Annotated in this window: 21 protein-coding genes; 8 read left to right on the top strand and 13 right to left on the bottom strand. The window is 71.1% G+C overall.

Annotated elements, in window-relative coordinates:
• Positions 1-88 precede the first annotated feature (88 nt).
• Positions 89-1135, bottom strand: a complete 1047-nt coding sequence (locus tag Q0863_RS09275; protein ID WP_298577487.1) for a glucokinase — start codon at positions 1133-1135, stop codon at positions 89-91.
• Between the two features lie 362 nt (positions 1136-1497).
• Here Q0863_RS09275 and Q0863_RS09270 point away from each other — a divergent pair, with 362 nt between their 5' ends.
• The 5 genes from Q0863_RS09270 (at position 1498) to Q0863_RS09250 (ending at position 7200) form a co-directional block, all read left to right on the top strand.
• On the top strand, positions 1498-2583 hold the full coding sequence (locus Q0863_RS09270) for a LacI family DNA-binding transcriptional regulator (RefSeq protein WP_298577485.1): 1086 nt from the start codon (positions 1498-1500) through the stop codon (positions 2581-2583).
• Positions 2584-2588: 5 nt separating this feature from the next.
• Positions 2589-3629, top strand: coding sequence for an SIS domain-containing protein (locus tag Q0863_RS09265; protein WP_298577483.1), 1041 nt, complete (start codon positions 2589-2591; stop codon positions 3627-3629).
• 94 nt (positions 3630-3723) lie between these two features.
• Positions 3724-4878, top strand: a complete 1155-nt coding sequence (nagA, locus tag Q0863_RS09260) for an N-acetylglucosamine-6-phosphate deacetylase (RefSeq protein WP_298577481.1) — start codon at positions 3724-3726, stop codon at positions 4876-4878.
• On the top strand, positions 4875-5945 hold the full coding sequence (locus Q0863_RS09255) for a heparan-alpha-glucosaminide N-acetyltransferase domain-containing protein (RefSeq protein WP_298577479.1): 1071 nt from the start codon (positions 4875-4877) through the stop codon (positions 5943-5945). The genes nagA and Q0863_RS09255 overlap by 4 nt, the downstream gene beginning before the upstream one ends.
• A gap of 154 nt (positions 5946-6099) precedes the next feature.
• Positions 6100-7200 (top strand): DNA topoisomerase IB, encoded by a 1101-nt coding sequence (locus Q0863_RS09250; RefSeq protein WP_298577477.1) that lies wholly within the window; start codon positions 6100-6102, stop codon positions 7198-7200.
• A gap of 133 nt (positions 7201-7333) precedes the next feature.
• Here the strand turns inward: Q0863_RS09250 and Q0863_RS09245 are convergent, their stop codons facing one another.
• Positions 7334-8581 (bottom strand): multifunctional CCA addition/repair protein, encoded by a 1248-nt coding sequence (locus Q0863_RS09245; protein WP_298577475.1) that lies wholly within the window; start codon positions 8579-8581, stop codon positions 7334-7336.
• A gap of 170 nt (positions 8582-8751) precedes the next feature.
• On the bottom strand, positions 8752-10689 hold the full coding sequence (locus tag Q0863_RS09240) for a lytic transglycosylase domain-containing protein (protein ID WP_298577473.1): 1938 nt from the start codon (positions 10687-10689) through the stop codon (positions 8752-8754).
• A 61-nt stretch (positions 10690-10750) separates the two neighbouring features.
• Here Q0863_RS09240 and Q0863_RS09235 point away from each other — a divergent pair, with 61 nt between their 5' ends.
• Positions 10751-11545, top strand: a complete 795-nt coding sequence (locus tag Q0863_RS09235; RefSeq protein ID WP_298577470.1) for a sulfite exporter TauE/SafE family protein — start codon at positions 10751-10753, stop codon at positions 11543-11545.
• Between the two features lie 9 nt (positions 11546-11554).
• Here Q0863_RS09235 and Q0863_RS09230 read toward each other — a convergent pair whose 3' ends face one another.
• The 3 genes from Q0863_RS09230 to Q0863_RS09220 all read right to left on the bottom strand — a co-directional run bounded on the left by Q0863_RS09230 (position 11555) and on the right by Q0863_RS09220 (position 13561).
• Positions 11555-12412 carry a hypothetical protein gene (locus Q0863_RS09230; RefSeq protein WP_298577468.1) on the bottom strand — a complete coding sequence of 286 codons (858 nt, stop codon included), beginning with the start codon at positions 12410-12412 and terminating at the stop codon, positions 11555-11557.
• A gap of 123 nt (positions 12413-12535) precedes the next feature.
• Positions 12536-13216 carry a hypothetical protein gene (locus Q0863_RS09225; protein WP_298577466.1) on the bottom strand — a complete coding sequence of 227 codons (681 nt, stop codon included), beginning with the start codon at positions 13214-13216 and terminating at the stop codon, positions 12536-12538.
• Between the two features lie 42 nt (positions 13217-13258).
• Complete coding sequence (locus Q0863_RS09220) at positions 13259-13561, bottom strand: hypothetical protein (protein ID WP_298577464.1); 303 nt, start codon at positions 13559-13561, stop codon at positions 13259-13261.
• A 208-nt stretch (positions 13562-13769) separates the two neighbouring features.
• On the opposite strand from Q0863_RS09220, the gene sctU reads away from it, so the two are divergent.
• Positions 13770-14873 (top strand): type III secretion system export apparatus subunit SctU, encoded by a 1104-nt coding sequence (gene sctU / locus Q0863_RS09215; RefSeq protein ID WP_298577462.1) that lies wholly within the window; start codon positions 13770-13772, stop codon positions 14871-14873.
• 21 nt (positions 14874-14894) lie between these two features.
• Here sctU and Q0863_RS09210 read toward each other — a convergent pair whose 3' ends face one another.
• The 3 genes from Q0863_RS09210 to Q0863_RS09200 form a co-directional block, all read right to left on the bottom strand.
• Positions 14895-15434 carry a response regulator transcription factor gene (locus tag Q0863_RS09210; RefSeq protein ID WP_298577460.1) on the bottom strand — a complete coding sequence of 180 codons (540 nt, stop codon included), beginning with the start codon at positions 15432-15434 and terminating at the stop codon, positions 14895-14897.
• The gene (locus tag Q0863_RS09205) at positions 15424-16749 is read right to left on the bottom strand and encodes an ATP-binding protein (protein WP_298577458.1); all 1326 of its coding nucleotides are present in this window, start codon (positions 16747-16749) and stop codon (positions 15424-15426) included. The genes Q0863_RS09210 and Q0863_RS09205 overlap by 11 nt, the downstream gene beginning before the upstream one ends.
• Positions 16750-17188: 439 nt before the next feature.
• Positions 17189-18865 (bottom strand): MFS transporter, encoded by a 1677-nt coding sequence (locus Q0863_RS09200; RefSeq protein ID WP_298577456.1) that lies wholly within the window; start codon positions 18863-18865, stop codon positions 17189-17191.
• A gap of 587 nt (positions 18866-19452) precedes the next feature.
• Here Q0863_RS09200 and Q0863_RS09195 point away from each other — a divergent pair.
• Positions 19453-20709, top strand: a complete 1257-nt coding sequence (locus Q0863_RS09195; protein ID WP_298577454.1) for a putative Na+/H+ antiporter — start codon at positions 19453-19455, stop codon at positions 20707-20709.
• Positions 20710-20724: 15 nt separating this feature from the next.
• On the opposite strand, the gene Q0863_RS09190 is transcribed toward Q0863_RS09195, so the two are convergent.
• The 4 genes from Q0863_RS09190 to Q0863_RS09175 form a co-directional block, all read right to left on the bottom strand.
• The gene (locus tag Q0863_RS09190) at positions 20725-21243 is read right to left on the bottom strand and encodes a hypothetical protein (protein ID WP_298577452.1); all 519 of its coding nucleotides are present in this window, start codon (positions 21241-21243) and stop codon (positions 20725-20727) included.
• 137 nt (positions 21244-21380) lie between these two features.
• Positions 21381-23156, bottom strand: coding sequence for a sodium:solute symporter family protein (locus Q0863_RS09185; protein ID WP_298577450.1), 1776 nt, complete (start codon positions 23154-23156; stop codon positions 21381-21383).
• Positions 23157-23166: 10 nt separating this feature from the next.
• Positions 23167-23424, bottom strand: coding sequence for a DUF4212 domain-containing protein (locus tag Q0863_RS09180; RefSeq protein WP_298577448.1), 258 nt, complete (start codon positions 23422-23424; stop codon positions 23167-23169).
• A 69-nt stretch (positions 23425-23493) separates the two neighbouring features.
• Positions 23494-24864 carry a DcaP family trimeric outer membrane transporter gene (locus Q0863_RS09175; protein WP_298577446.1) on the bottom strand — a complete coding sequence of 457 codons (1371 nt, stop codon included), beginning with the start codon at positions 24862-24864 and terminating at the stop codon, positions 23494-23496.
• Positions 24865-24923 lie beyond the last annotated feature (59 nt).

Here is a 24923-nt window from a genome sequence, read left to right as displayed (position 1 = left end):
ATGGGTAGGGCTGTGGCCGCTGGCCGGGGGTTCCGGCGGCCCATGGCTGGTCAGTGCACCCGCGCAGCGGCGGACGCGCGGACCGGGGTCAGGTCGGGCGCGCGTCCGTTCGCGCCTGCTCGTGTGCGTCGTGGTCGCGACCGCGGGCGAGGTACCAGCTGGCGGCGCCGATCACGCCCAGCTGGCCGTGCTCGACCAGGGTCAGGGGAATCCGCAGCAGCGATTCGCGCATCGGCCCCTTGTCCAGGAACCGCGGCACGAAGCTGCTGCGGGCCAGGAAATCGCGGATCTGCGGCAGGATCCCGCCGGCCAGCTGTACGCCGCCGCGCGCGCCATACAGCAGCGCCATGTCGCCGACCGCGCCGCCGAGCAGGGCGCAGAACAGCTCCAGCGTGTCGTGCGCCAGGACGTCGCCAGCGCCAGCGCCTGCGGCGGCGCTGATCGCGTCGGGTGTTGCCTGCGTGGGCGCGATCCCCCGCACCCGGGCCAGCGCCAGGTGCAGGCGCAGCAGGCCGGGGCCGGACAGGGCATGTTCGATCGGGACGTGCCGGCGCTCGCGCAGGAACTCGCGCAGGACCGCCATCTCCAGGTCGGTGGTCGCGGTGAGCGAGGCCTGCCCGGCCTCGGTGGCCAGCACCTGGACCAGGCCATGCCTGCCCGGGATGCGGACCGCGGCGCCCAGCCCGGTGCCCGGCCCGACCACCAGGACCGGCCCGGCAGGGGCGACCTCCGGACCGGACAGGCGCAGCAGCACGTGCGCATCGGTGGCGGCGCCGGCATGGGCCAGCGCTTCGAAATCATTGACCAGGGCCAGCTCGTCGAAGCCCAGCGCGGTCCGGATGTGCATCGGGACGACCGGCCAGGGCAGGTTGACCGAGAGCACCGACCCGTCCTCGCGCGCGTGGCCGGCCGTGGCGAGCACGCCTCGCCGGACGGTCGCCGCCGCGGGGACGGCGACCACGTAGGCCTGCAGCACCTCGGCCAGGCCGGCGAAGTCGGCGCAGGCATACCGGCGGTAGTGCTGCAGCGTGTCGGGGGCGCAGGCATCCACCAGGCCCACCCGCACGTGGGTGCCACCGACATCCGCGGCAAGCAGTGGCGCGGCCCCGTGGTGCGGGCGGGGGCTGACGGACACGGGGCGGGTGCTTGCTCCCACGGGGACTCCTGGCGGGCACGTGGCGGACTGCCGGGTGCGGGGGTCAGTGTCGACGCCGTGACAACGATGTCAAGCGCGTCGTCAACACCATGCGCTGTTGCCGCGCGATTCGGCACACATGCAGAATGATGATGTAACGACGTGATGGATCATCATGCAGAACGGCGTAATCCGGTCGTGATGTCCGCGCTTGGCGTGTCCGTGTCGGCATGTCCCATGCTGCAGGACAGCAGCGCACTGCGCAGGGTGGACGCGGTGAAAGCCCGCTGTCGCTGGCATCCTGCCGCGAAGTATGACAACGTTAGTCACAGAGCATGGGGACAGGACACAGGAATCGCGCCATGGGTGTGAACGACGAGCAGGGCAGCCCGCGCAAGCCGACCATCCGCACCGTGGCCGAACGGGCCGGGGTATCGCTCAAGACGGTCTCGCGGGTGATCAACAACGAACCGGCCGTGCTGCCCGCGACCCGGGCGCGCGTGCTGCAGGCGATCGCCGAACTCGACTACGAACCCGATCCCTCGGCGCGCAACCTGCGCAGCGCCAGCGCCTACGTGATCGGCCTGGTCTACGACAACCCCAACCCGTACCACATCATCGGCCTGCAGAACGGCGTGCTCTCGGCCTGCCGCGAAACCGGGTTCGGCCTGCAGATCCATCCCTGCGATGCCAGTTCGCCGCTGCTGGCCGAGGAACTCGTGGAGCTGGTGCAGCGTTCGCGCCTGGCGGGCCTGGTGTTGACCGCGCCGATCTCCGAGCGGGTGGAACTGATCGAGGCGCTGGAGCGGGCCGGCGTGCGCGCCACGCGCATCATCGCGGGCGTCGAGGATCCGCGCGACGGCCACCCCTGCGTCTACGTCGACGACCGCGACGCCGCCTACGAGATCACCGAACACCTGATCCAGCTGGGCCACCAGCGCATCGGCTTCCTGTGGGGCGGACAGGAGCACCGCTCCAGTTCCGAGCGCTACCTGGGCTACGAGCAGGCGCTGAAGGACTACGGCATCGCGCTCGACAAGCACCTGGTGGTTCCCGGCGACTACACCTTCGACGACGGCTTCCGCGGCGCGCGCCGGCTGCTGGCGCTGCGCGAACCGCCGACCGCGATCTTCGGTTCCAACGACGAGATCGCCGCGGGCGTGCTGGCCGCGGCCAAGTCGGCCGGAATGAACGTGCCCTACGACCTGTCGATCGCCGGCTTCGAGGACAGCCCGTTCTCGCGCCAGTCGTGGCCGGCGCTGACCACGGCCAAGCAGGCCACCGAGGAGATCGCGCGCCACGCCGCGCGCATGCTCATCGCCAGCCTGCGCCAGGATGCCGCCGAGCCGGCCAACCAGGGTTTCGTGCCGCAGCTGGTGGTGCGCGGCTCGACCGCGCCGGTGCGTCCGCGCGCGCCGTCGGCGCCGGCCCCGGCAGGGGAGGCGTGACCGCCATGGGCGAGGCTTCCGCGCACGCTGCCGGGACCTGGATGTTCCGCGAAGCCGCGCAGGCGGCCGACGTGGTGGCAGCGCAGTTCGCCGCCAACCAGGACCCGCTCGCCGCGCTCGCCGAAGAGCTGCGACGCCGGCCGCCGGCGTTCGTCGCCACCTGCGCGCGCGGCAGTTCCGACCACGCGGCCACCTTCGGCAAGGCGCTGATCGAGACCCGGCTGGGGCTGGTCACCGCCTCGGTCTCGCCTTCGGTGGGCTCGGTGTACGGCGTGCGGCAGCGGCTGGGCGACGCCCTGTTCATCGCGATCTCGCAGTCCGGCCGCAGCCCGGACCTGCTGCGCAACACCCAGGCCGCACGCGAGGCCGGCGCGCGCGTGGTCGCGCTGGTGAATGCAGCCGATTCGCCGCTGGCGGCGCTGGCCGACGTGGTGGTGCCGCTGCATGCAGGGCCCGAGCGCAGCGTCGCGGCGACCAAGAGCTACCTCGCCTCGCTGTCGGCGCTGCTGCAGCTGGTGGCCGCCTGGGACGAGGATCCCGCGCTGGCGACCGCGCTGCCGGCCCTGCCCACCGGGCTGCGCGCGGCCTGGGACTGCGACTGGTCGCCGGCGCGCGAAGGCCTGCAGCAGGCGCGCAACCTGTTCGTGCTCGGGCGCGGTCCGGGCCTGGCCGCAGCCCAGGAGCTCGCGCTCAAGTTCAAGGAAACCTGCGGCCTGCATGCGGAAGCCTACAGTTCGGCGGAAGTGAAGCACGGGCCGATGGCGCTGGTCGGCGCGGGGTTTCCGGTGCTGATGCTCGCCCAGCCCGACGACACCGGCCCGGGCACGCGCGCGCTGGCCGGCGAACTGCGCGCGCGCGGCGCCAGCGTGTGGTTGGCCGACACCGGCGAGGGGGCCGACCTGCCCGTGCCCGTCGCACCGCACCCGGCCTGCGCGCCGCTGCTGCAGGTGCAGGCCTTCTACCGGATGGCCAACGCGCTGTCGCTGGCGCGTGGCTTCGATCCGGACACGCCGCCGCACCTCAACAAGATCACCGAGACGGTCTAGTGTCCGCGCCTGCGCATCACGCCTGCATCCGTTGCCGCCCGGCCGGCGCCGCACGGGCCAGACTCGTGGCGCCCGCCGTCGCAGGACCCGCGCGATGACCACGATCGCCCTGGTCAACGCGCGCGTGCTGCTCGACGCGGGATTCGCCGACGATGTGGCCGTCCTGCTGGAGGCCGGGCGCGTGCGGGCGGTGGTCGAGGCGGACGATCCGGTCCTGCGCGACGCGACGCGGCTCGACCTGGCGGGGGGGCTGCTGGTGCCGGGCTTCATCGACGCCCAGGTCAACGGCGGTGGCGGCGTGCTGTTCAACAACGCGCCCACGCTCGAAGGCGTCGCCGCCATCGCCCGCGCGCATCGCCGCTTCGGCACGACTGGCCTGCTCCCGACCCTGATCAGCGATCGCGTCGAGGTCATGCGCGAAGCGATCGCCGCCGTGCGCGACGCCATTGCGCAGCGGGTCCCCGGCGTGCTCGGCATCCACCTCGAAGGCCCCTACCTGGCGCCGGCGCGCAAGGGCACGCACGATGCGGGCATGTTCCGGGCGCCCGACGCGGACGAGATCGCGCTGGCGACCTCGCTCGACAACGGCGTGACCCTGCTCACCGTGGCGCCGGAACAGCTGCCGGCCGCGACGCTGGCGGCCCTGCTCGCGCGCGGCGCGATCGTCGCGGCCGGGCACACCGCCGCCAGCCATGCGCAGGTCCGCGCAGGCCTGGATGCGGGGATCCGTGGCTTCACCCATCTCTTCAACGCGATGAGCCCGCTGCAGGGACGCGAACCGGGCGCGGTGGGGGCGGCGCTGGAGGATCGCGACAGCTGGTGCGGGATCATCGTCGACGGCGTGCACGTGCACCCGGCCAGCCTGCGCGTCGCGCTGGCGGCCAAGCCGCGCGGCAAGCTGTTCCTGGTCACCGACGCCATGCCGATGGTCGGCGCCGACGATCCGGCCTTCGCGCTTTACGGCGAAACCATCACCGCGGTCGACGGCGTGGTGCGCAACGCCGCCGGGGCGCTCGCCGGCTCCGCGCTGGACATGGCCACGGCCGTGCGCAACAGCGTGCGCCTGCTCGGCCTGCCGCTGGAGGAGGCGGTGCGCATGGCGTCGCTGTACCCCGCGCAGTTCCTCGGCCTGGACGATCGCCATGGCCGCATCGCGCCGGGACTGGCCGCCGACCTGGTGTTGCTCGACGACGCGCTGCAGGTGCGTGCGACCTGGGTCGCCGGCGCCATGGAGCGCCACGACGCTTGAACGCGAAGGCGCCACGCCATGCCTCGGTCGACGCGCTGCGCGGACTGACGGTGGCGGCGATGCTGCTGGTCAACAATCCGGGCGACTGGGGTCATGTCTACGCGCCGCTGCGACACGCCGACTGGCATGGCTGCACGCCGACCGACCTGGTGTTCCCGTTCTTCCTGTTCGTGGTCGGCGTGTCGATCGCGCTGGGCCTGGTGCCGCGCATGGAGCGCGGCGACGACCTGCGCGCGCTGTGGCGTTCGATCCTCGCGCGCGGGCTGCGCATCGTCGGCCTCGGCCTGCTGCTGCACCTGGCGGCCTGGTGGGCGTTCGATGCCGCGCACTACCGCATTCCGGGCGTGCTGCAGCGCATCGGCCTGTGCTTCCTGGTCGCCGCGCCGCTGGCCCTGCACCTGCGCCCCCGCGCGCAGTGGATGCTGATCGCGGCGCTGCTGCTGGGCTGGTGGCTGCTGCTGGCCGCCGGCGGCAGCTACGAACGCTACCTCAACCTCGCCGACCGCATCGACACCGCGCTGCTCGCGCCGTGGCTCTACGACTTCGATGCCGCCGCTGGACGCGGCCATGATCCCGAGGGGCTGCCGGCGACGCTGCCTGCGATCGCGACTGTGCTGCTGGGCGTGCGCGCCGGCGACTGGCTGCGCAATGGCCGGCTGTATCGCCTTGCGGGCGCGGCCCTGGCCATGCTGGCGGCCGGCGCGCTGTGGTCGCTGGCGATGCCGGCCAACAAGGCGCTGTGGACCTCGTCGTTCGTGCTGTGGAGCGCCGGCTGGGCGGCGCTGGCGCTGGCGTTGGCGCAGCTGCTGGTCGACCGCCGTGGCTGGCCGGCGATCGGGCGCAGCTTCGGCATCAATGCCATCGCCGCCTACGCCGGCTCGGCGCTGATGGTCTACCTGCTGGCGGGCACCGGATTGTGGGACGCCGCCTACCGCCACGGCTTTGCCTGGATGACGCCTTACACCGGGCCCTGGCTGCCGTCGCTGGCGTTCGCGCTGGGCTTCGTCGCGCTGTGGTGGGGCATCGTGCGCGCGATGGCGGGTCGCGGCTGGATCCTGAAGATATGATCCGCGAAACCCCTGTCCGCGATGAGGCGGGCGAGGTCGCCACCCGACGACGACGGCCACGTCTTGCCGCACGAACTGCGTGAACACAGGCCGGGCAGTTCCGGGTGGCCTCGCGGTTCACTGCCCGATCACGGGCCGTGGCTACGCTCGCCGCATGCGCAGGAACGCTTCCGGCACGAGCCGCCGCAAACGCCGCCGGCCGCTCACGCCGGCCGAACGCGATGCCGTCGAAGCGGGCCTGCGTTATGTCAGCGATACCGCGCCAGGCATCCGCCGCATGCGCTGCGGGCGCGGCTTCCGCTACCTCGATCCCGACGGCGGCTGCGTGCGCGATGCGGACACGCTGGCGCGGATCCGCGCGCTGGCGATCCCGCCGGCCTATCGCGAGGTCTGGATCTGCACGTCGGCGCGTGGCCACCTGCAGGCCACCGGACGCGATGCGCGAGGCCGCAAGCAGTACCGCTACCACCCGGACTGGCGCCCGTTGCGCGACGCCAACAAGTTCGACCGCATCGTCGCCTTCGGACGCGCGTTGCCGAAGCTGCGCCGCCGGGTCCGTGCCGATCTCGCCCTGCCCGGCCTGCCGCGCGAGAAGGTGCTCGCAGGCGTGGTCGCGATCATGGCCAGCACCCTGATCCGGGTCGGCAACGACTGCTATGCGCGCGAGAACGGTTCGTTCGGCCTGACCACGCTGCGCACCCGGCACGCGCGCTTCCTCGGCCGGGAGCTGCGGCTGCAGTTCAACGGCAAGGGCGGGCGGGCGCACGAAGCCGGCATCCAGGATCCGCGCCTGCTGCGCCTGGTGCGCGCCATGCACGACCTGCCCGGCCAGCGCCTGTTCCAGTACCGCGACCAGGACGGCGAGCTGGTGCCGGTGGAATCGAGCGACGTCAACCAGTACCTGCGCGACTGCATGGGAGATGCGTTCACCGCCAAGGACTTCCGCACCTGGGGCGCGACCGAAGCGGCGTTCCGCCAGCTGGCCGGGATCCCGGCCGATGCGGCGACGTCCGACACCGCCGCGGCGGGCGTGTGCCGCGACGTGGTGGCGTCGGTGGCGGAGATGCTCGGCAACACGCCAACCGTGTGCCGCAAGAGCTATGTCGATCCGCGGGTGTTCGAGGGCTGGCGCGACGGCCGCCTGCATCGCGCGGCCGAAGGCGTGGCCGGGCGGCGCCGCTGGGAAACCGCGCTGCTGCGGTTCCTGGCGCGCCGCACGCGCGGCCGGGGCGCGCAGGTGGCGGCCACGGGCTGAGCGCATCGCATCACGTGTCGCGGCGCGGGTGCCGCTGTCTCGCCGCGGCCCGCGGACATGCGTTCGACGCCCGGTCGGCGGACGTCAGGCGCACGACGAAGACCACGGTGCGCGCGCACCGCGGGCGGGGATGCTAGCTCCCGTCCGCGTCGTCCGCAGCCTGCGCCCGGGCAGTGCCGATGGCGCGTATCCGCGCCTTGCGCAGGGCCGCGCCGATCTGCGGGCCGTCCATGCCCTCGCGCGCGATGTCGCGTGCGTTCACCGCCAGCGCGGCCGCGTGCAGGCGCTGCAGTTCGGCGCCGTGCGGATAGGGCTCGTGCTCTAGCCCCTGGCGGCCGCGCTTGTCGGCCTCGCAGACCCGCGCCAGGCCTGCGACGCGCGCGGGCTTGCGGAACGCGTCGCAGCGCTGCAGCAGGTCGTGGACCGTGGCATCGCGCAGCTCGTGCAGGCGGTGCACGTTGAGGTGCTCGCGACAGGCGACGACCGCGAGTTCCCGATGCCCGGTCGGCACCTTCAGCCGTTCGCACAGCGCGCGCAGCGGCTTGAGGCCGGCCTGCTCGTGGCCGATGTGGCGCGGGAGCACGTCGGCGGGCGTGAGCGCCTTGCCCAGGTCGTGGGTGAGCGCCGCGAAGCCGACCACCGGGTCGCCCGGCGCCAGCTGCGCGGCCATGTCGCTGACCAGTTCCTGGTGGCGGCCGGTATCGACTTCAGGATGGTATTCCGCGCGCTGCGGCACGCCGTACAGCGCGTCGACCTCGGGCAGCACCACCGCCAGCGCGCCCGCCGTGCGCAGCGTGCGCAGGAAGGCCGAAGGCTGCGCCGCGGCCAGCGCCTTGCACAGCTCCTGCCACACCCGCTCCGGCACGAGGCTGGCGAGTTCGCCGCCGGCGGCCATGCGCTGCATCAGCGCCAGGGTCTCGTCGGCGACGCGGAAGCCCAGCGGTGCGAGGCGCGCCATGAATCGCGCCGCGCGCAGCACCCGCAGCGGATCCTCGACGAAGGCCGGGCCGACGTGCCGCAGCACGCGCGCCTCGATGTCGCGCGCGCCGCCGAAGGGATCGACCAGGTGGCCGGCCTCGTCCCGGGCGATCGCATTGATGGTGAAGTCGCGCCGCTCCAGGTCCTGTTCCAGGGTCACCGACCGGTCGGCATGGACCACGAAGCCGCGATGTCCCGGCGCGCTCTTGCGCTCGGTGCGCGCCAGCGCATGTTCCTCGCCGGTGTCGGGATGCAGGAACACCGGGAAGTCGCGACCCACCGGCCGGAAGCCGGCGGCGAGCATCGATTCCGGCGTCTCGCCCACGACCACCCAGTCGCGGTCGCCCGGCGGCAGCCCGAGCAGCCGGTCGCGCACCGCACCGCCGACCAGGTAGGTCCGCATCGGACTCAGTCCAGGACCCGCGCGCTGAGCAGCCCCAGCAGCGCCTTCGCGTCGACCTTGCGGCCGAAGGTCTTGGTGACCGGCGCCTCGCTGGCGTTCCCGAGCAGTGCGTCCAACAGGCCCATGGCGTTTCCCGGAAGAAGGACAGGCGCCAGCTTAGCGGCTGGCGTTCAACCCGTCGCGGCAGGCGCCGGGCACGCGAACGCCTTGCGCGTGGCGGCGGATTCGCCGCGCATGCGCGCGGTCACCGGCGCGGCCTTGCCGAACATGCGCCAGTCGTAGAGCACGCTGAAGGCGAGGATGCGGGCCACGTACTCGCGCGTTTCGCGATAGCTGATGGTCTCGATCCACAGGTCCGGGTCCATCTGCGGACGCTGCGACAGCCAGCGCGAGGTCGGCGTCGGCCCGGCGTTGTAGGCGGCGATGGCGACGTAGGGCTTGCCGTACATCGCTTCCTTCTCGCGCAGGTAGGCGGTGCCGAGGGCGATGTTGGTTTCCGGATCGTAGAGGCTGGCGGCGCCGCCCCAGGGCAGGCCCAGCCGCCGCGCGACCGCCGCGCCGGTCGACGGCAGCACCTGCATCAGGCCGCGTGCATCGGCCGGCGAGCGTGCCTCGGGATTGAACACGCTTTCGGCGCGGATCTCGGCGGCGACCCAGGCCGGGTCGAGTCCATTCTTTCGCGCCTCGCGCTGGATGAGATCGGCATGGTGGATGGGAAAGCGCAGCGTGTAGAGCCGGTTCTCGCCCGGCGCCTTGCCCAGGTCGAACACGGCGCGGTCGAACCAGCCGTGTTCCTGCGCGACCTCGACGGCAATGCGCCGCTGCGCATCGTCGAAGCGCGAGAGCGCGTCGCGCCATTCGCGGATGGCCCAGCCGCTGCGGCCGGCGCGGTACAGCGCCATCGCGCGCACCAGCGCCGGATCCGCGGCGACCGCCGCCTTTTCCGCGGCGCCATGCTCCGGCATCCACGGGCACAGTGCGTAGGGCTGGTCGATGCGATCGGCGGCGAGGAAACCGTGGAATTCCGGCTGCCTGGCCGCCTGCGCGTACAGCGCCTGCGCTCCGCTGCGATCGCCGGTGAGCTCGCGCATGCGCGCCTCGAACCACTGCCAGCGCGAGTCGCCGCGCTGGCTCGCGCCCATCTTCTGCAGCGCCGCCAGCGCCGCCTTCCAGTCCGAGCGCGCCAGCGCCTCGCGCACGCGCCACTCGTGCAGGCGCTCGTCATAGGCGGAGTCGGGCACGAGGTCGAGCAGGCGCGCCGAATCGGGAAGATACGAAGCCACCGTCCACAGCGCGGCCTGGTACAGCACGCGGCCGCGCTCGGTTTCGCCGAACGACAGCGCGGTGGCAATGGCGGGCAGCCGCGCTTCGGCGGCCAGCGGGTCGTCCTTGGCGAACTTCGCCAGGCCGTGCGAGGCGACCAGGCGGCTGCGCGCGGTCTTCGGCCAGCCTGCGGCCCGCTCGTGCGGCGCCGTCATGAAGGCGGCGTAGTCGCTGGCCAGGGCCAGCTGGTCGGGCGGCAGGCCGCGCGCGGCCGAACGCATCACGCCCGGCTGCCACTCCGCGGCGGCCAGCTCGATGCGCTCCCAGCGCAGCGCGGCGTCGAGGCCGCCGCTGGCGGCCAGCGCGGCGAACACCGGATCACACTCGTCGGGCAGCGACTTGCCGCTGCTGCGCCACATCGCCTGCGCCTCGCGCGTCCACTGCGCGTCGACCGCGCCGGTGCGCTGGCGCGCCTCGAGTTCGGCGCAGCGCAGGGCGGCGCTGCGCACCGAGGGCGACCAGGCCGCGCGGAAACCCCGCCAGTCCTGGCGCTTGAGCAGGGCGCGCAGCCAGGCCTCGCGGAACACCTCGGCCACCGCCTCGCCGCGGTAGCGCGACAGGAACGCCTGCGCCTGCGCATCGGGCAGGGTGTCGATGTTCCGCCGCAGCGCGGCCATCTCCACCCAGCGCCTGGCCGGATGGGTGGACGCCAGCGCCGGCGCGGGCAGGCCGCGTTCGGCGGCTTCTAGTGCGACGCGCAGGGGCGCGGGATCGTCCTGCGCGCGCGCCGCGGGCAGCGCCAGCAGCGCCAGCGCGGCGAGTAGGATGGGCAGCCGTTTCGACATCCGCCGACTATAGCCAGACATCGATGAACATCTTTTCAGACCCGCGCGCCGGGGCCGGCGCATGATCGAGGGCTGGTGGGTCTTCCCGCTGCTGGGCGTGGCCGCCGGCGTGCTGGCCGGCCTGCTGGGCATCGGCGGCGGCCTGGTGCTGATCGGTGCGCTGTTCTGGCTGCTGCCGGCCTACGGCATCCCGCAGGACGCGGCGATGCACGCGGCACTGGCCAGCTCCCTGGCCAGCATCGTGCTCACCGCCTCGTCCTCGGCGCGCGCCCATCATCGCCGCGGCAGCGTGCTCTGGCCGACGGTGGCGTGGATGGTGCCGGGCCTGCTGCTCGGCGGCTGGCTGGGCAGCCTCGTCGCCGTCGCGCTGCAGGGCGATGTGCTGCGCTGGTGCGTGGCCGTGTACTGCTTCCTGGTCGCCGCGCAGATGGCGTTCGGCGGCCCGCGCGGCGGCGCGGCGCAGCCGGGCGTGGTCCCGTCCGGCTGGCCGATGAGCGTCGCCGGCGGCGGTATCGGCGCGGTCTCGGCGGTGGTCGGCATCGGCGGCGGCAGCATGACCGTGCCGCTGCTGGTCTGGCGTGGCGTGGTGCCGGTGCGCGCGGTCGGCACCTCCTCGGCCTGCGGCATCTTCATCGGACTGGCCAGCGCGGCCGGCTATGCGCTGCACGCGCCCGCCGGGGTGCTGCCGGCGCATGCGCTGGGCTACGTCTACCTGCCGGCGGCGATCGGCATCGCGCTGGCGTCGGTGCTCGCCGCACCGCTGGGCACGCGCCTGGCGCACGCGATCAGCGGCGCCGCGCTCAAGCGCGTGTTCGCCGGCTTCATGGTGCTGGTGGGGATCAGCGTGCTGCTGTAGCCGGACGCGTCAGTCCGCGCGGGCGACCGCGTCCTCGGCGTGGCGCAGGAAATCGCTGACGTACCACACGCCGTCGCGGCGCTCGAGGTTGACCACGGTGTCGATGGGGGTACCCGCCAGCGCGTACTGCATGCGTACGCGCGCCACGTCGCCGGTCTGCGACTGCAGCTGCACGTCCATCGCCGCGAGGTCGGCATCGAGGTCGAAGCCGTACGACGCCAGCACCTGCTTGCCGGTGGCGAGGACCCGCGACATGCGCTGCAGCGATGCTTCCATGCCGGCCTCGGCGAAGGCCTGGTCGCTGTCGAGCCGCGCCTCGCGCGCGGCTGCGGTCATCGTCGCGATGGCGGCGCGCGCGCGGTCGCGGTCGCCGATCGGCGCGCCCGCGGCCCAGGCGCCGAACGCCTGCACCAGCTGCGGATAGTGCTCGCGCTCGGACACGCTGAACTCGCCCTGCTGCAGGATGTACTGCACGGTGAACAGGGTCAGGAACTCGGCGGCCGCGCCCAGGCTGGCGTCGGCCAGCTGCCGCTCGAAGCCGCGCTGCAGGACCTGCTCGGCGTCGGGCGCGGACAGCGCGGCCATGCCGCGCGGGAGGTGGCGCGCGAACGGCAGCTGGTCGAGCGGCCAGCGGGTGCGGCCCTCGCGCCATGCGGTCTGCAGGCGCGCATGCACCGCCGGCGTCACCGCGTGCGTGGCGAACGCGTCCAGGTCGTTGGCGCGCAGGTCGGCGGTGAGCCGGCGCACCGCCTCGGCCGGCGTGGCGGCTTCGGCCGGCGCGGCCTGGTCGGGCGCGGGCCGGCTGCAGCCGGGCAGCATGGCCACGGCCAGCAGCACGCCCAGTGCGGCGCTTGTGCGGTTCCCCATTGCAGCCCCTTTCCCCTGGTTGCGCCGGCATCTTGGCCGCTGGGTCGCGTGCCGGCAATCGCGGTGGTGGCGAAACGAGGCGCGGTCGGCGCTTTCGAACGCCGCCTGGACGGCGGGGCGGGCCTAGAGGTCGCGCACGACCCAGCCCGGCGGCATGTCCACGTGGCCGGCGTCGATCGCCGCCTGCGCGACCTGCTGCGGCGTCTGCCCGGCCTGCCAGGCACGGGCGATGGCGGCCAACCGGTCGCGGGTGGCGCGGGTATAGGCGCCTTCCAGTTCGTTCTGCGCGTCGGCGGCCAGCTTCTGCGGATACAGCAGGGCCGCCTCGCTGCTGTGGTTGAGCAGGTCCACCAGCAGCGCCAGGTGATGGCGGAAGGCGTCGGCGCCCAGGGTGGTGCGCTGGGTGCGCTGCAGGTGCCAGACCACCAGGTACTCGACCGGCCCCAGCAGCCGGCGCGGCGAACTGCCGAAGAAGCCGCCCGACAGCGCGCCGGCGCTCATCCCGGTCACGTTGTCCGGCAGGCGCGTGGCGCCCCAGGAACTGAGCGCGCCGCCGGGCAGGTCCGAGCGACGCAGCGCCAGGGCGACGGTGTCGGCGAGCAGCCGCTTGGCGTCGCCATCGTCGCTCTCGGCCACCACGCCCAGCAGGCGCAGGAACATCGGGTAGTGGTCCTCGCCCAGCCGCCGCGACAGGCGCTTGAGCACGGCCAGGCGGTATTCCGGATCGTCGTGCGCGGCGAGCGCGGACACGAGGCGGGCGGCAGCGTCGCGCAGCTGCCCTGGCGAGGGGGCCTGGGTGTTCACCGGGCCATTATCGGCCAGCGCGCTGCCGCCTGCGTCGGCGCCCTACAGCGCTGAGAGGATGCCGTCGACGCCGGCATGGGCCGCGTCGGCCCGATCCATCGCCCCCAGCTGGCTGGCGAAGGCCGCATCGCGCGGCAGCATGCGGGGCGAGTCCGCACCGTCCCAGGCCGACAGCCCGAGTACCGCCTCGCCCGGATCGACCAGCGCCGTCGGCGTCGCCTCGTCCAGCGCCAGGTCGGCGCCGGTGCGCAGCAGGTCCTGCTGGCGGGCCTCGTCGAGCGAGACCTGCCCGGCCGGGAAGCCGGTCGTGCCGAAGCCTGGGGGCGTGGAGCCGATGCTGCTCATGGGAGGGGGCTGGTGACGGTCCGCTGGGGCCGCAATGGCGGCGACGGGCACACTGTAGCGAGGCTGTCATCTGCGCGCACCTCGGGCCGACCCTAGGCCGGAGCCCCGCATCCGGACGCCGTTCACACGCCGCCGCGGCCGCCTGCACGGCCGCCGCACGGCGCATGCTAGCCTCGGGCCGCGTTGACGACAGCCACGGGACCTTCGCATGGCCGACAAGGACCAGGGCGCCGACAAGACCGAGAAACCGACCCAGAAGAAGATCCGCGACGCGCGCAAGGAAGGCAATGTCGCGCGCAGCAAGGAGCTCACCGGCACCGTGCTGCTGCTGGGCTGGATCGCGCTTGGCGGGCTGATGGCCTCGTTCATCTACGGCCGCCTCGCCGGCCTGTTCGACCAGAGCCTGCAGGCGATCGGCCAGCCCTTCCACGAGGCGCTGCCGCGGCTTGGCCAGCTGGCGTTCGAGACCCTGCTCTGGGTCTGCCTGCCGCTGCTGGCGATGGTGCTGGCGCTGGGCGTGGTGATCGAGTTCCTGCAGGTCGGCCCGGTGCTGTCGATCAAGAAGGTCACCCCGAACATGGACAAGATGAATCCGGTCGAGGGCGTCAAGCGGATGTTCTCGATGGACAACCTGGTCGAGCTGGTGAAGTCGGTGCTCAAGTGCGTGGCGCTGATCGGCATCGGCTACATCGTGCTGCGCGGGATGATGGAGTGGCTGCTCAAGCTGCCCTACGCGCCGCCCTCGGCGATGGCGGCGGCGTTCTGGCACGGGGTGAAGTGGATCGCGGTGTGGACGATCGCGGTGTTCTTCTTCGTCTCGGCGCTGGACGTGTGGTACCAGAAGTTCTCCTACACCAAGAAGCTGCGCATGAGCCGGCGCGACATCCGCCAGGAGCTCAAGGAGAACGAGGGCGATCCCTACGTCAAGCAGCGCCGCCGGCAGTTGCACCAGGAGTGGTCGCAGCAGAACATGCTCACCTCGGTGCGCAAGTCCAACGTGGTCGTGACCAATCCCACCCACATCGCCGTCGCCCTGCAGTACGAACCCGGCGAGACCGAGCTGCCCGTGGTCGTGGCCAAGGGCGAGGGCGCCTTCGCCGAACTGATCAAGAAGACCGCGGAGGAGGAGGGCATCCCGATCCTGCAGAACGTGCCGCTGGCGCGCGGGCTCAACGAACAGGTCGAGCTGGACGACTACATCTCCGGCGAGTTCTTCGACGCCGTGGCCGAGGTGCTGCACTGGGCCGAGAACGTGCGCCGCGAGCGCGGCGACGAGATCGAGACGGTGTACCGCGAGCCGGAACCGGAGTGAGGCGGCGGCGGAGGCCCGCCCCTACTTCACCCGCCGCTTCTCCAGCTTCCGCGCCAGCGTGCGACGGTGCATGCCGAGCTGGCGCGCGGCTTCGGAGATGTTGAAGTCGGCCGCCGCCAGCGCCTCGTGGATGTGCTCCCATTCCAGGGTCTTGATCGAGGTCTGGCGCCGGGTCAGTTCGACCTCGGCGTTGCCGCCCTCGCGCGCGAACGCCGCTTCGATGTCGTCGGTGTTCGACGGCTTGGCCAGGTAGTGGTGCGCGCCGAGCTTGATCGCCTCCACCGCGGTGGCGATGCTGGCATAGCCGGTCAGGACCACGATCAGCATGTCCGGATCGTGCGCGTGCAGCGCCTTGACGCAGGCCAGTCCGGAACTGCCGCCGGCGAGCTTGAGGTCGACCACCGCGTGGGTGGGCGCGAATACCTGCAGCAGCGGCGCCAGGCCGTCGACGCTGGCCGCGCCGCGGACCTGGTAACCGCGGCGCTCGAACGAGCGCGCCAGGGTGCGCGCGAAGGCCGCGTCGTCCTCGACGATCAGCAGGCGGCGGGAATCATTGTTCATCATCATCCTGTTCCAGCGACAGCGCCGCCAGCGGCAGGGAGATCGTCACCGTGGCGCCGCCGGTAGGCGGGTTGCGTGCCTCAATGGTACCGCCGAGCGTGCGCGCCACGTTCAGCGCCAGGAACAGGCCCAGCCCGCGCCCGGGCGCATCCTTGCTCGAGTTGTAGGGCCTGCCGAGGCGGTCGAGGATCTCCGGGTCGAAGCCTGGGCCGTCGTCGGCCACGCGCAGCAGCAGCATCCCGCCCGCGGTCGAGGCCTGCAGCGACACCCGCGAGCGCGACGCCTCGAGCGCGTTGTCCAGCACGTTCCAGAGCATCTGCTGCAGGCCGGCGTCGGAGACGATCGCGTGTTCGCCCTCGATCCCGTCGCGGTACTCGAAGCCGCGCACCACCCGGCTGCGCTGCCACTCCTCGAGCAGCCCCCCGAGGAAGGCGCGCAGGGTGGTGCCGCGCGGCGCCTCGGCCCGGGTCTCGCCGGCCGAGGCCAGGATGCCCGAGACGATGGACTTGCAGCGCAGCACCTGCGCCTGCATCTCGGACACGTCCTGCAGCAGCTCCGGATCCGCCTGGAACTGCGGCAGGTGGCGCCAGTCGCCCAGGATCACCGCCATCGTCGCCAGCGGCGTGCCCAGCTCATGCGCGGCGCCAGAGGCCAGCAGGCCCATGCGCACGACGTGCTCCTCCTCGGCCGCGCGCTGGCGCAGCGTGGCCAGCCGTGCGTCGCGCGCCCGCACGATGCGGCCGATGCGGATGACGAAGGCCACCAGCAGGGTCGCGATCAGGGCGAAGCACAGCAGCAGACCCAGCACGTAGTAGTCGGGCATGCCGCGGCCGGGGTGTGCGGGCAGGTGGACCGGCCCCGGGAACAGCGCCAGGCCGATGATGCAGGCCGTGGTCAGGCCGGCGATCGCCCAGCTCGCCCAGGCCCGCAGCAGCACCGCGGCCACGCCGACCTGCAGCAGGTAGAGGAAGGCGAAGGGGTTGGTGATGCCGCCGCTGAGGTAGAGCTGCACGGTGAGCGCCGCGACGTCGACCACCAGGCCCAGGGTGAGCGCGGCATTGGTGACCCGCCCGCGGCCACGCCAGCGCAGCGTCATGGCGAGGTTGAACGCGGCCAGCACCGCCAGCACGCCGAACATCGGCAGCAGCGGCAGGGGGATGTCCAGACCCCAGTGCACCAGCGAGATGGTCAGCAGCTGGCCGGCGACCGCGATCCAGCGCAGCTGCACCAGCTGGCGCATGCTGTTGACGCCGGCGCTGTCGGCGCCGTCTTGCGCATGGCGGGCCGCGGCGATGGAGGACAGGGGCTGCGGCATGGCGGCAAACCCTAGCACGGCGATCGATCCGGGCGCATCGGCGGTACGTGGCGGCAGGCGACCGGGTACGCCCGTGGCGGTGCCGTGACCGATGGTCGGTGCGGAACGCGCCCTGTTCGCGGGGCGGTGCTGTCGGTGGCGAACGCAAGATGGGACGGGAGGCCCGGGCTGCGTGCTCTGGTCGTTGCGTTGCGACCTGACGGGCCTCGCCGTGACCGGCGGGCCTGCTTCGCGAATGTCCCCCGGCATGCGCCGGTCGGCGCATGCCTCCTCCTTGATTCCGCTGCGCAGGCCCACCGGTCACGGCGAGGCTTGCCCTTGGGAATGCTGGTGCGCGGGCGCAGGTTTCGCGGCCCTGTGCGCACGTTTTCGGGTGGCAGAACAAAAAGACGCCGGCCCTGCGGCCGGCGTCCCTGGTTGCAGATCACAGCCGGCGCGGCTACCTGCTGATGTCGACGTCCTTGGTTTCCTTCAGGAACAGGGTGCCGATGATGAAGGTCATCACCGCGATCACGATCGGATACCACAGGCCGGCGTAGATGTTGCCGGTCAGCAGCACCAGGGCGAAGGCCGTGGTCGGCAGGAAGCCGCCGAACCAGCCGTTGCCGATGTGGTAGGGCAGCGACATGGAGGTGTAGCGGATGCGGGTCGGGAACAGTTCCACCAGCCAGGCCGCGATCGGTCCGTACACCATGGTCACGTACAGCACCAGGATGGTCAGGATCAACAGCATCATCGGCTTGTTCATCTGGCTGTTGTCGGCCGCCTTCGGATAACCGGCGGCATCGATCGCCGCGGTCAGATCGGCCTGCAGCTTGGCCTGCGCGGCCGCGGCCTCGTCGCCGGTGAGCGTGGTCAGGTTGACACTCTCGATCATCGTGTCGCCGATGCGCACCGCCGCCAGGGTGCCGGCCGCCGCATCCTGGTTGGTGTAGGCCACGCTGCGTGCGTTGAGCAGGTTCTTGACGATGTCGCAGGAGTTGCTGAACTTGACGTGGCTCTTCAGCTCGCCGGGGACGAACTGGAACGAGCAGTCCTTCGGGTCCGCGATCACCACCGCCGGGTTGTCCTGCGAAGCGGCGTACAGGGCGGGGTTGCCGAAGTACATCAGGCCCTTGAACAGCGGGAAGTAGGTCAGCGCGGCCAGCAGGCAGCCGGCCATGATGATCGGCTTGCGGCCGATCCTGTCCGACAGCCAGCCGAAGAAGACGAAGCCACCGGTGGCGATCGCCAGCGCCGCGGCGATGAACAGGTTGGCGGTGATCGGATCGACCTTCAGCGTCTGGGTCATGAAGAACAGCGCGTAGAACTGGCCGGCGTACCACACCACGGCCTGGCCGGCGGTGGCGCCGAACAGCGCCAGCAGCACGATCTTGCCGTTGCTCCAGGTGCCGAAGCTCTCGGTCAGCGGCGCCTTCGAACGCGTGCCTTCCTCCTTCATCTTCTGGAACAGCGGCGACTCGTTGAGCTGCATGCGGATCCAGATCGAGATCACCAGCAGCGCGAACGAGATCAGGAAGGGAATGCGCCAGCCCCACTCGGCGAAGGCTTCGTTGCCCAGCGCCAGCCGGCAGCCCAGGATGACCATCAGCGACAGGAACAGGCCGACCGTGGCGGTGGTCTGGATGAAGCTGGTGTACAGGCCGCGCTTGCCCATCGGCGCATGCTCGGCGACGTAGGTCGCCGCGCCGCCATACTCGCCGCCCAGTGCCAGGCCCTGCAGGCAGCGCAGGACCACGAGCAGGATCGGTGCGGCGATGCCGATGGAGTCGTAGGTGGGCAACACGCCGACCAGGAAGGTCGAGATGCCCATGATCACGATGGTGATGAGGAAGGTGTACTTGCGGCCGATCAGGTCGCCGAGGCGACCGAACACGATCGCGCCGAACGGGCGCACCGCGAATCCCGCGGCGAAGGTCAGCAGCGCCATGATGAACGCCGGTCCCGGTGCCAGGGACGAGAAGAAATGCACCGCGATGACCGCGGCCAGCGAACCGTACAGGTAGAAGTCGTACCACTCGAACACGGTCCCCAGGCTCGAGGCGATGATGACCTTGCGGTGTTCCCTGGTCATGCCGCCCGTCCGGACGGCGGGATTGCTGGTTGCGGTTGACATCGGCACCTCCCCTTAGAAGCTTTGTTTGACGGTCGTATGGATACGCCCGGGATCGCCCTCGCGGCCGTCCTCAGGCGTGCGTTCGCTCCGGCCGGGTCCCACGCCGGGATCGAGCTTCCGGAGCGGCGTGGATCGGCTTGGCGTGGAGCGACAGGCCCGGCGCGGTCAGGGCGAAAACCAGTGCGGCCGCGCGCGGCCGCAGCGTCCTGCGTCGTGTCATCTCTATTCCCCCCGTAGGAACCCGTGCGCACACCGGTCGGTCGAGGCTGCGCGCGGCAACCGGCGCTGCCTATTCGTCTTTGGTAGGGGTGGCGAGGACATCGACCGGCGTCGAATCGAAGGCGCCACGCCGCCCACTGCGGCGATCGCCGCGATGGGCGGTGGCGCGGGTTCGCAGACGGGTCCGGATGCGGCAGCGTGCGGCCAGGCCTGCTGGCGGCATTGGTGCGACAGGACCAGAGGATGCGCTTGCATGGCAACGGCGGCAGACCGGAGCAGCGTGCTGCCGCCACGGCGTGCCGAGGCGGGGCACGAGCAGCCCCGTCCGGCTGCTAGTATCGGCCGCATCCGGGGATGGGGATGTCGCCATGAATCCGGCAACGATCGAAATCGTCGCCACCGTGCTGTTCGCGCTCGCGATCGTGCACACCTTCAGCACCAAGTTCTTCCAGCGCCTGGCGCACCGGCAGCCGGCGCACGCCGGCAGCTGGCACCTGCTGGGCGAGGTGGAAGTGGTGTTCGGCTTCTGGGCGCTGGTGCTGGTGCTGGCGATCGCGCTGGTCGACGGGGTGGGCGATGCCACCGCCTACGTGGACTCGCGCAACTACACCGAGCCCATGTTCGTGTTCGCGATCATGGTGATCGCCGGGACCCGGCCGATCCTGTGGGCGGCCACGCGTCTGGTGGACGGACTCGCCAGGCTGCTGCCGTGGCGCAACGGACTGGAGTTCTGTTTCAGCGTGCTGGCCCTGGTGCCGCTGCTGGGCTCGTTCATCACCGAGCCCGCGGCGATGACGCTGGCGGCGTTGATGCTGGCCCGTCGCGTCTATGCGGTGAACGTGTCCAACCGGGTCAAGTACGCGCTGCTCGGCACCCTGTTCGTCAACGTCTCGATCGGTGGCGTGCTGACGCCGTTCGCGGCGCCGCCGGTGCTGATGGTGGCGGCCAAGTGGAACTGGGACCTGGCCTTCATGATGGCGAACTTCGGCTGGAAGGCCGCGATCGCGGTGGTGGTCAACGCCGCGCTGGTGGTGTTCGTGTTCCGCAGGGAGCTGGGACAGCTGCCGTCGGCGGAGCAGGGCACTCGCACGCCGATGTCGATCCCGCTGGTGCTGGTGCACCTGCTGTTCCTGCTGGGGCTGGTGGTGTTCGCCCACCATCCGGCGGTGTTCATGGGGATCTTCCTGCTGTTCCTCGGCGTGGCCACCGCCTACGGCCAGTACCAGGATCGCCTGATCCTGCGCGAGGGCCTGCTGGTCGCCTTCTTCCTCGCCGGCCTGGTGGTGCTGGGCGGCAAGCAGCAGTGGTGGCTGGAGCCGCTGCTGATGAGCATGAGCAGCGACGCGGTGTTCTTCGGTGCGACCGCGCTGACCGCGATCACCGACAACGCCGCGCTGACCTATCTCGGATCGCTGGTGGAGGGACTGAGCGACGAGTTCAAGTACATGCTGGTGGCCGGCGCGGTAGCCGGCGGCGGCCTGACGGTGATCGCCAATGCGCCCAATCCCGCCGGCATGTCCATCGTGCGGCGCCACTTCAACGACCAGTCGGTGCACCCGCTGGGCCTGCTGCTCGCGGCCCTGCCGCCCACGCTGGTGGCGATCGCGGCGCTGCGCTGGCTGTAGGCCCGTCGCCTGCGGTCAGCGTGCGCAGGCCGTGCGCAGCACCGCGTCGTCTGCGGACAGTTGCACCCACTTCGCATTCCTCAGGTCCCCGCTGTCGTCCAGCTCGACCTGGTCGAGCAGGTCGGCGCGGCGGTGCGCGTTGCAGTCGTAGACCGCGCCGAACTGCCGCGTGGGTTCCCAGCGGCCGGCGAGGATGACCCGCGTCAGCACCTGGCCGGGCCGGTCGGGGTGGCGGCGGTCGAAGCGACGGTCGACGGCGATCAGGCGGTTGGTCAGCGGCACCACGTAGGTCCACGGGCGGTACCAGGAGCGCACCTGGTTGGTGGAGGCGACCTCCACGCCCTCCGGGAAGGTCCCGGTGGTCCGCTCGAGCCACGAGTACTCCAGCCAGATCGCCATCAGCAGCATGCCGGCGCCGGCCGCCGCCGGCACGATCCACTGCGGAAGCCGCCGTCGCAGCGCGATGTTGACCGAGAGCGCGATGCCGGCCAGGCCGAAGCCGGCGGCGATGATGGCGATGAACTCCAGCAGCATGGACGCTCCCCGATGCGTTGGCGGTTGGAATGAAGGCCGATTGTAGCCAGCCGTGGAATACCGAACCCGCATCCCGGAAGAAGAGCGGCCCGCCCCCGTCGCCGGGAGCGGGCCGCCGTGTCACGACCGCAGGTGGATCAGTGGTGCGCGGTGGCTGCGCCGGCGCCGCGCGGAACGCGGATGTCCTCGACCAGGTGCTGGATGTGCTCCGGCACCGGTGCGGTCATCTTCATCGTGATGTAGGCGGCGACGAAGTTGATGACCGCGCCGACCGCACCGAAGGCCAGTGGCGAGATGCCGAACAGCCAGTTCTCGGGCGTGTCGGCCAGCATGTTCGTGCCCGGGATGAAGAACCAGCCCTTGTAGGTGAACAGGTACACGCTGGTGGAGATCAGGCCGGCCAGCATGCCGACCACCGCGCCGGAGGAGTTCATCTTCCTGGAGAAGATGCCCATCATGATCGCCGGGAACAGCGAGCTGGCCGCCAGTCCGAAGGCGAAGGCCACGGTCTGCGCCGCGAACCCGGGTGGATTCATGCCCAGCCAGGTGGCCACCACGATCGCGAATGCCATCGACACGCGCGCCGCCAGCAGTTCCCCCTTCTCGCTGATGTCCGGCTTGAACGTGCTCTTGATCAGGTCATGGCTCACCGCGGACGAAATCGCCAGCAGCAGGCCCGCCGCCGTCGACAGCGCCGCAGCCAAACCGCCCGCCGCGATCAGTGCGATCACCCAGCCCGGCAGGCCGGCGATCTCCGGGTTGGCCAGCACCAGGATGTCCTGGTTGAAGGTGACCATCTCGTTGCCCTGCCAGCCGCGCTCGGTCGCGACCGTGGCGAACTCGGTGCTGGACTCGTTGTAGGACTGGATCATGCCGTCGCCGTTCTTGTCCTCGAACTTGAGCAGGCCGGTCTGTTCCCAGGTCCGCATCCAGTCCGGGCGCGCCTCGTAGGTGAGCGACGGAGCCTGCGTGCCCTCCGGATAGATCGTGGTCAGGATGTTCAACCGCGCCATCGCGCCCACGGCCGGGGCCACGGTGTAGAGCAGGGCGATGAACACCAGCGCCCAGCCCGCCGACCTGCGGGCATCGGACACCTTCGGCACGGTGAAGAAGCGGATGATCACGTGCGGCAGGCCCGCGGTGCCGACCATCAGCGACAGCGTGAAGAGGGTCATGTTCAACGTCGAATCGTGCAGGCCGGTGTAGTCGTTGAAGCCCAGGTCCACCAGGATCTGGTCGAGCCTGGCCAGCAGCGGCATGCCCGAATCGGTGTGGGTGGAGAACAGGCCCAGCTGCGGGATCGGGTTGTCGGTCAGCTGCAGCGAGATGAACACCGCCGGGATGGTGTAGGCGATGATCAGCACGATGTACTGCGCCACCTGGGTGTAGGTGATGCCCTTCATGCCGCCCAGCACCGCGTACACGAACACCACCGCCGAGGCGATCAGCAGTCCGGTGTTGGTGTCGACCTCGAGGAACCGCGAGAACGCGACGCCCGCGCCGGTCATCTGGCCGATGACGTAGGTGATCGAGATCATCAGCAGCGACGCCACCGCCACCAGGCGCGCGGTGCGGCTGTAGTAGCGGTCGCCGATGAAGTCGGGCACGGTGAAGCGGCCGAACTTGCGCAGGTACGGCGCCAGCAGCATGGCCAGCAGCACGTAGCCGCCGGTCCAGCCCATCAGGTAGGCCGAATTGCCGTAGCCGACGAAGGCGATCAGGCCGGCCATCGAGATGAACGAGGCTGCGGACATCCAGTCCGCGGCGATCGCCATGCCGTTCGTGACCGGATGGACGCTGCGGCCCGCCGCGTAGAACTCGGATGTCGATGCGGCGCGTGCCCAGATCGCGATGGCGATATAGAGCAGGAACGAGCCGCCGACGAAGATGAGGTTGAGAGTGAACTGATCCATGGTCGGCCCCTTAGTCTTCGTGCACGTCGTACTCGCGATCGAGCCGGTTCATGTACCAGGTGTAGAAAGCGATCAGCGCGATGAAGGTCAGGATCGAACCCTGCTGCGCGAACCAGAAGCCCAGGTCCGTGCCGCCGATGCGGATGCCCGCGAGCAGCGGACGCAGGATGATGCCGAACCCGTACGAGACCAGCGCCCAGATCCCCATGCAGATGAAGATGATCCGGAGATTGGCCTTCCAGTAGTTGCTTGGTGATTTCTCGGACATGTGTGCCTTACCCCCTCAGGTAGGTGTCTGTTGCGGGCGCCGGCCAGGCGGACGGCGCCGGGGTTCCGATCAGAAGGTGTACTTGACGGTGGTCTGGACGCGCGTGAGGTCGCCCTTGCGGTCGTCCTCGAGCTCACGCTGGCCCCAGCCGATCTCGGCACCGATGTCGAGTTTCGGGAATGGCGAATAGATCAGGTTGGCGTGGAACGACTGCGCGCGTTCCGTGGCGGCGAAGCTGGCCGGGCCCCAGCCCGCCAGGCTGCGGTCGTTGTCGAACTCGGCCACCGAATACATCAGGTTGGTGCGCAGCTTGCCGTTGAAGGCGTGGCGCCACGCGACGAAGCCGCCGGCGCCGTCCTGCGCATGCAGGTTGCCGTTGGCGTCGAGCACCGAGTCGGCGCCCAGGCCGAAGCCGAGGTAGCGGCCGATGCCGCTGCCGTAGTTCGCCATCCAGCGGATGTCGTCGCTGGCGCCGAGGTTGAAGCGGCCCGACAGGCTGACCGCGGCGCCGGTCTGGCTTTCGTCGCCGGACTTGAGCTGGCGCACAAGGCCTGCCGCGCTGAAGTGGCCCCAGTCGCCCTTCATGACGTAGCGCGCGGTCAGGTCGGGCAGCGAATCGCTGCCGGCGGCGTTGTTGCGCGCGGCCGTGGCGATGCTGCTGACCGTGGTGTGCGGATTTTCCAGGGCCACCGAGAACGGACCGCTGGTGTAGCGGATCTGCGCCTGGCGCACGAAGGTGGTGCCTTCGGTCACGCCGACGAAGTCGACCGCTTCGGGCAGCGCCGCCACGTCCTGGAAGTTGGACCAGGTCTGGCCGGCCAGCCAGTTGTTCCAGCTCACGAAGGCGTGGCGCAGCGTGATGCCGTGGGTATTGGTGGACACCTCGTTGCCGAGGTTCGACGAGCCGCCGCCGTACATGTCGGCCTCGATGTAGGCGCGGAACTTGTCGCCGCCCTCGGTGGTGTGGTCGGCGGCGAACCAGAACCGCGAGAACGCGGCGTGCATGTCGGTGTAGGGATCGGTGTCGGGCTCGGCGCCGTTGGCGGTCACCGGGATCGTGCTGGGCACGTAGAATATGCGCCCGGCCGAACCTTCCGCGATCGCGCCGTCGCTGGTGTCGGTGACCATGGCGTCGAACTTGATGAAGCCGCCATAGCTGAACACCGCGTCCGGGTTGGCCAGGATCGGCTTGGACTGGACCGGCTTGGACGCCGGCTGCGCGACCTGGACCTGGTCGAGCTGCGCCTGGGTCCGGGTGATGCTCTCCTGCTGCTGTTGCTGGCCCTGCAGCAGGGCCTGGATCTGTGCCTCGAGCTGGGCCACGCGGGCCTCGAGCTCCACTTCCTTCGCGCTCTGCGCGAAGGCCATGCCGGGGACTGCCAGCGCCACCAGCACCGCGCTGGCCAGCAACCGCCGTGAATTGCGTCGTTTCATCGTCATCGCTCCCTCCCACAGGACGTCCGCGCAGCGCGCGGTGTCCCGAGCCTGACCGCGGGTCG

The sequence above is a fragment of the uncultured Luteimonas sp. genome, from assembly GCF_947492465.1.
In the GTDB taxonomy this organism is placed as follows: Bacteria; Pseudomonadota; Gammaproteobacteria; order Xanthomonadales; family Xanthomonadaceae; genus Luteimonas.
This window is presented reverse-complemented; position numbering and strand designations above follow the sequence as displayed.